Origin of the sequence: Streptomyces sp. WAC 01529 (genome assembly GCF_003945545.1) — a bacterium.
In the GTDB taxonomy this organism is placed as follows: Bacteria; Actinomycetota; Actinomycetes; order Streptomycetales; family Streptomycetaceae; genus Streptomyces; species Streptomyces anatolicus.
Genome location: NZ_CP029617.1, coordinates 93,181 through 98,977, shown reverse-complemented (window position 1 = coordinate 98,977; position 5,797 = coordinate 93,181). Strand labels below are relative to the sequence as shown.

The following is a 5,797-nucleotide window of genomic DNA, read 5'->3' as shown; positions in this document are numbered from 1 at the left end:
GCCCAACTCTGCGACGTCAAAGGCATGCGCGGATAGGTGTGGCTGACTTGAGAGAATTTGCTCGAACCCGAAGGGTAAATCTGCCACGGAGAACCGCACTCCCATCCGACGGAGGGGTAGGACCGGGTACTTCCTGCGCCTGCGGCGGGCTGGGCAGGCTCAGGGGGAGAGCACCGACCATGGCATAGGGAACTAACCCGAGCAAGGTATTGCCTATGGGCCGCCGCGAGTTGAGGCGGGCGACGCGGCGATGTCCGCGAACCGGCACGGCGGACACGTGTCCGGTCGGCAGGACAGAAATGGTCCTCCCATAGGGCCCCGTTCTCGAACGAGGGCGGGGCCGACTCGTGCAGTATCAACGACGGCCGATGGCGGCGCTGGACGCGCTCAGCTTGTCTTTTGACCTCGACTGCGTCCTGATGACGTGGAACGGGAGAGTTGCTCGCGCACCCACGCGGGCTCGGGGTTGGTGTGCGGCCGGCCCGTCACGATGACGGTCGGCACGGTCTCGTTGCCGTCGTTGGCCGCCCTCACCGCTGCGGCTCCAGCCGGGTCGCGCCAGATGTTGACCCAGTACGCCTGTTGGGCGCTACCGCCCAGCCGCATGCGCAGTCGGACGCAGTATGTGCAGCCTGGACGCCAGAAGACGACCGGTCGGCCGTCGACCGCGCTGCGGCGTTGTGCTTCCAGCGTGCCGACCGACCTCGGGAAGATCAGAGGTGAGTTCACGCCTGCGAGCAGCACAAAGACCAGCAGGTTGGCTGCGGCTGCGCCGGGAGTCCCGCTGAGGGTGAGCCCAGCCGCAACGGCTGAGCCGCAGAGCACCAGCAGGATCGGCGAGATCCAAGCGCGCGTCATGAGGACGAAGGCTATCGGTGACTCGAAAAGAGCCTCGAACTAGGCCGCGCACCTGGGCATTCGGGGGACGGTGAGACGGCCTTCGTCTGATCATGTGCTCCGACCAAGGTGCACCGGTCGAGGCGAAGGCCGTGAAGGTGAGTCTGCTGCCTGCGGCCGGTCCTGGGGAAGCGTTCGCGGAAGTGTCACGCTTCCGGGGAGGCCCTAATCGACTGCCTGACCGCGGGCGGGGACGAACTGTTCGACCTCGCCGACGCGTTGCTGTGTGCGGACGGGCCGGTGACGGCGCCGGTCGACCACCCGAAATGAGGACCGTGTGAACAACGAACAGTACGGGGCCCCGCAGCACGAGCTCAACGGCCGCACCTGACCCGGCTTCACCGGGCCGGCGCTCCGGCCATCAGCGCCCGTCACCGCCCCCCGGCGTACGGGCGGTCAGCCGCAGGCGCAGGCGGCGCGGCTGGTACACAGTGGCGAGCGGGACGGGGCGCACGTCGACACCCGGTTCGCAGGTGACCCGCCACTTGCTGAGGATGGTGGCGAGCGCGAGGGTCGCCTCGGTGCGGGCGTAGAGGTCGCCGATGCACTTGCGGGCGCCCGTGCCGAACGCCATGAACGACTGGCGGGCCTGCGGCGTCACCCGCTCGGGCAGCCAGCGGTCGGGGTCGAACTGGCGCTCCTTGGGGAAGGAGGGCGCGTCGAGCGCAACCGCGGCCGGGCTGAAGACCACCGTGCTCTGCGCGGGCAGCCGCACCCCCGCGACGTCCAGTTCGGTGGAGGTCAGCCGGGTGAAGAGCCACGCGGGCGGGTAGAGCCGCAGGGTCTCGGTGATGATGCGGTCGGTGAGCTGGAGCCGGGCGACGTCGTCGAACTCCGGTGCCCGGCCCGCGAGGACCTCGTCGATCTCCGCGTACAGCTCCCGCTCGATCCGGGGGTACTTGGAGAGCAGGTAGAAGATCCAGGTGAGGGTGGCCGCCACCGTCTCGGTACCGGCCGCCATCACGGTGATGACCTGGTCGTGGATCTCCCGGTCGCCGAGCCTGCCGCCGTCCTCGTCGCGGGAGTCGAGGAGGGCGGAGAGCAGGTCGTCGTGGTCGGCGCCGTCGCGGCGGTAGTCGTCGATGAGCGTCTGGGTGGTGCGGTGCAGGTAGTCCAGGTTGGCGCGGTAGCGCCGGTTGCCCGGGCCGGGCATCTTGCGTACGGCCGCGGGCAGGAACATCTGCCGAAAAAGCCCCTTGAGTACGGCGTCGAAGGCGCGCTCCACGCTGTCGGCGAGTTCCTTGCTGACCGGCGTCGAGTACAGCGTGCGGCCCACGGTGCGCAGCGCCATGCCGTACATCTCGAGGAAGGCGTCGACGACCAGGCCCTCGCTCCAGCGTTCCGTGCTCGATTCGATCTCGGCGTGCATGGCCGACGCGTACCGCTTGAGCTGGGGCCGGGTGAACGCCGACTGCATGAGCCTTCTCTGCCGCCGGTGGTCGGCGTAGGGGCAGGTCACCAGGCCGTTGCCGGCGATGTCGCGGGCGCGGTCGTAGAAGATGCCGCCCTTGTCGTACTCGTTGTCGCTGGTCAGGACGTGACGCAGGAGGGTGGGATGGGTCGGTACGTAGGCCTCGGTGGGGCCCAGGCGTATCTTCACCAGGTCGCCGTGCCTGGCCAGCGAGGACATGAACTGCAGCGGACGGCGCATCATCTGCCAGGCGTGTCCGACCAGTGGCACGGCTCCGGGCGCGGTGCCCGCGACGAAGGTCTGCTGCTGCTCGGTCTGGTTGGTCTGCTGGGCCATGGGTTCTCCTCGGTCTGGCTCGAGATAGATGGACGGGCTGGGGGAGGGGGCCTGTCAGCGGGCGCTGCCGAGTTCTTCGAGGAACCCCTGACGGCCGGCGGCCAGCGCGAACTCGGCGTCGTAGCGTCCCGATGAGCGGTGCCAGTCGTAGGAGCCGCGGATGACGGGGCGCACCGCATCCAGGCGGTAGCGTTCGACGGCCTCGCGCTCGTCCGCGGTGAGGGAGAAGGCGTCGCAGACCTTGGGCAGAATGCTCTCCAGGAGCAGGAACTCCTCCAGGCGTACGCGCACCTCGTCCTGCATGTGGCCGATGCTGCGGCTCTTGGGCCAGCCGTGCTCGCGCATCAGGATGAGGACCATGTTGTTCTGCTCGCCGCGTGCCTCCTCCTTCTCCAGGGAGGCGATGTCGTTGAGCATCAGGTTGACGTCTACGGCGATCCGCAGCATCGCCGACATGACGGCGCCGTCGAAGACCCGGTGCGGCACCTCGAAGTGCCCGGTGGCCTCGGCCAGGTCGATGGTGGGCTGCACGCCTATCGTGTGGCGGCGCATGGCGAGGTACTCCCGGGCCGAACCGCAGGGCGTCTCGTCGCGGCGGCCGTGCGCCTCGTCGACGTAACCCTGGAGGTAATCGCGCCAGTGCTGGGCGCTGCGGGCACACCACTCCTTCGACATTCCCTGGCAGGTGCGCCGCCAGACGTCGGCGAAGCCGTGCGCGATCAGGGGTGCGGAGGCGGGCAGCGGCCCCTCCAGTGCGGCGGCGACGGCGTCGGTGAGCTGCTTGGCCTGCACCGGGTCCTCGCCACGCGGGCCGTCGAAGAGGTCGTCGAAGAGGAAGAACCAGGACATCAGGTCGACACCGAGGTCGAGGTCGGCGCCGCTGGTCGAGGGGTAGAAGCGGGAGGCGAGGTCGGCGTAGCCGCCCTTGCGGTGGCGCTCTGCGGCGGCCTCGCTGTTGATCAGGCCGAAGGAGCGGGGCCAGTCGATGTGCTCGGCCTCGGCGCGGGCGTGGTCGGGGCTGCGGCGGCCGGGCAGCGGTATGGAGAAGTCGACGTCCTGGGGCATGGGGGACTCCTTGAGCTGTGGAACAGGGCACGCGAGGGTGCCCGTGGGGTGTGGGGGCATCGGGGCGGCGCTGCCCTCGGTGTCGGGGATGCGTCGGAGTGGAGCGGTGGCGGGGACGGGGCGGGGGATGTGGGAAAAAAAGGGGGGTGGCCTGGGTTCAGGCCTTCCGGTCGACGACGAACCGGCCGAGCGCGAGGAGTTCGCCCCGTGCTCCGGCGTCGAGGCCGACGCCGCTCAGCGCGTCCTCGGCCAGCGTCAAGCGCCGGGCGGCCTCGGCCAGCGCCCAGTCCCGGCCGCCCGCGCCCTCGATGAGGCCGGCCACCCGCCGCAGCTCCTCCTCGTCGGGTTCGCCGGAAGTGGCGAGCCAGTCGGCCAGCTCGTCGCTGAGCGGCCCAGCCTGGTTCAGGGCGTGGCTCACCGGCAGGGACTTCTTGCGGGAACGCAGATCGGAGTGGACCGACTTGCCGGTGACAGCGGGGTCGCCCCAGATGCCGAGCACGTCGTCGACGAGCTGGAAGGCGATGCCGAGATGGTCGCCGTAGAGCGCGAGGGCCTCCACCGTCGTCTCCGGTGCCCCGGCGAGCACGGCGCCGATCGCGGCGCTCGCCGACAGCAGCGCGCCGGTCTTCCCGGCCGCCATGTCGAGGCATTCCTCGACCGTGACGCGTCGGCGCTGCTCGAAGGTGAGGTCCTGGACCTGACCGCGGATCAGATGCCGGGTGGTGCGCGCGAGGAGCCGGGCGGCGGGTGCCGCTGTGGGCGATCCCGTGTCGAGGAGCACCTCCTGGGCGAGCGCGAGCAGGGCGTCACCGGTCAGGATGGCGCTGGAGGGACCCCACAGCTTCCACACCGTGCGCCGGTGGCGGCGCTCCTCGTCGCCGTCCATCAGGTCGTCGTGCACGAGGGAGAAGTTGTGCACCAGCTCCACGGCGACGGCACCGGGCAGGGCGACCTCCGGCGGTGCGCCGACCGCCTCGGCCGACAGGAGCGCGAGCGCCGGCCGTACGGCCTTGCCCGCGTCGGCGCTGGTGGGCGCACCACCGGCGGTGATCCAGCCGAAGTGGTAGGCGGCCTGGTGGCGTGAGCGGTGGTCGAGCCGCTCGACGGCGGCCCGCAGTGCCGGGGCGATGGTCACCCGGCTGTGGCTGAGGGAAGCGGGAGCGGTGCTCATGCGGCGACCCGCGCGTGCCAGGGGGCCCTCGGGTCGTCGAAGATGCTGACGACCTGGCGCATGTCGCGCCGTTCGGACGGGTCGAACGCCTCCTTGGCGTGGATGGTGCCGAGTTGGTCCCACATGACGATGTCCCCCGGCTGCCACGTGTGGGCGTAGGTGAACTCGGGCCTGCCCGCGTGCGAGAGGAGTTCGTCGAGCAGTTCGCGGCTGTCGTCGGGGGCAAGATCCACGATCCGCTTGGTGTTCAGGGAGCTGACGTAGACCGACTGGCGGCCGGTGCGAGGATTGCGGGCGATCAGCGGGTGGATGGTGGAGGTGCCGTCCTCGGGCTGGATCTGCTCGGCCCTCTCGCCGAGGGACACCTCGCCCTGGAGCCTCTCCTCGATGGTCTCCTCGTACCCGGTGCGCAGGGCGTGGCGTACTCGGTAGGAGTGCAGGCGCCTGCGTTCTTCGAGCGACAGCGACTCGTACAGGGCGTACATGTCGGTGAAGAGGGTCCGTCCGCCACCGGAGGCCGGCACCTCCAGGGCTTCGAGGAAGCCGACCTGGGAGACGCGGGGACGGAAGGAGTAGTCGGTGTGCCAGTCCATCCACTCGGCGTCGCCGACGCCGGTCTTGCGGCCGTCCTCCACCAGGTTGGAGACGATCAGGATTTCGTTGTGGTCGGGGTGGGCGCCGCTGGTCAGGCCGGTCTTCGGGATGTGCCCGAAGTGGCGGCCGAAAGCCAGGAACTCCTCGTCGGAGGGCGTCTCGTGGCCGCGGAAGACGAGGACGAGGTGTGCGTCGAGAGCCGCCCAGATCTCCTCGGCCCGGGCCGTGTCCATGCCGCCGGTGACACGGGCGCCGTCCACGACGGCGCCGAGAGCTGCGCCGGGTATCGGCGTGACGTCCATGGGCGTTGCCGCCTTTCGCAG

General features: G+C 70.1%; 5 protein-coding genes and 1 pseudogene. 1 reads left to right on the top strand and 5 read right to left on the bottom strand.

What is annotated here, in order from left to right; translation table 11 throughout:
• Positions 1 to 387: 387 nt before the first annotated feature.
• Positions 388 to 858, bottom strand: a complete 471-nt coding sequence (locus DMA15_RS00440) for a glutaredoxin domain-containing protein (RefSeq protein WP_125510670.1) — start codon at positions 856 to 858, stop codon at positions 388 to 390.
• Positions 859 to 995: 137 nt separating this feature from the next.
• Here DMA15_RS00440 and DMA15_RS37215 point away from each other — a divergent pair.
• Positions 996 to 1,155, top strand: a pseudogene (locus DMA15_RS37215) (transposase); the annotation flags it as partial.
• A 103-nt stretch (positions 1,156 to 1,258) separates the two neighbouring features.
• Here the strand turns inward: DMA15_RS37215 and ptlI are convergent.
• From ptlI to ptlD, 4 genes are all read right to left on the bottom strand, one after another.
• Complete coding sequence (gene ptlI, locus DMA15_RS00435; RefSeq protein ID WP_125510669.1) at positions 1,259 to 2,644, bottom strand: pentalenene oxygenase; 1,386 nt, start codon at positions 2,642 to 2,644, stop codon at positions 1,259 to 1,261.
• Positions 2,645 to 2,698: 54 nt separating this feature from the next.
• Positions 2,699 to 3,709, bottom strand: coding sequence for a pentalenene synthase (gene ptlA / locus DMA15_RS00430; RefSeq protein ID WP_125510668.1), 1,011 nt, complete (start codon positions 3,707 to 3,709; stop codon positions 2,699 to 2,701).
• A gap of 157 nt (positions 3,710 to 3,866) precedes the next feature.
• Positions 3,867 to 4,880, bottom strand: a complete 1,014-nt coding sequence (locus DMA15_RS00425) for a polyprenyl synthetase family protein (RefSeq protein ID WP_125510667.1) — start codon at positions 4,878 to 4,880, stop codon at positions 3,867 to 3,869.
• On the bottom strand, positions 4,877 to 5,776 hold the full coding sequence (gene ptlD / locus DMA15_RS00420; protein WP_125510666.1) for a neopentalenolactone/pentalenolactone F synthase: 900 nt from the start codon (positions 5,774 to 5,776) through the stop codon (positions 4,877 to 4,879). Before ptlD ends, DMA15_RS00425 begins: the two co-directional genes overlap by 4 nt.
• Positions 5,777 to 5,797 lie beyond the last annotated feature (21 nt).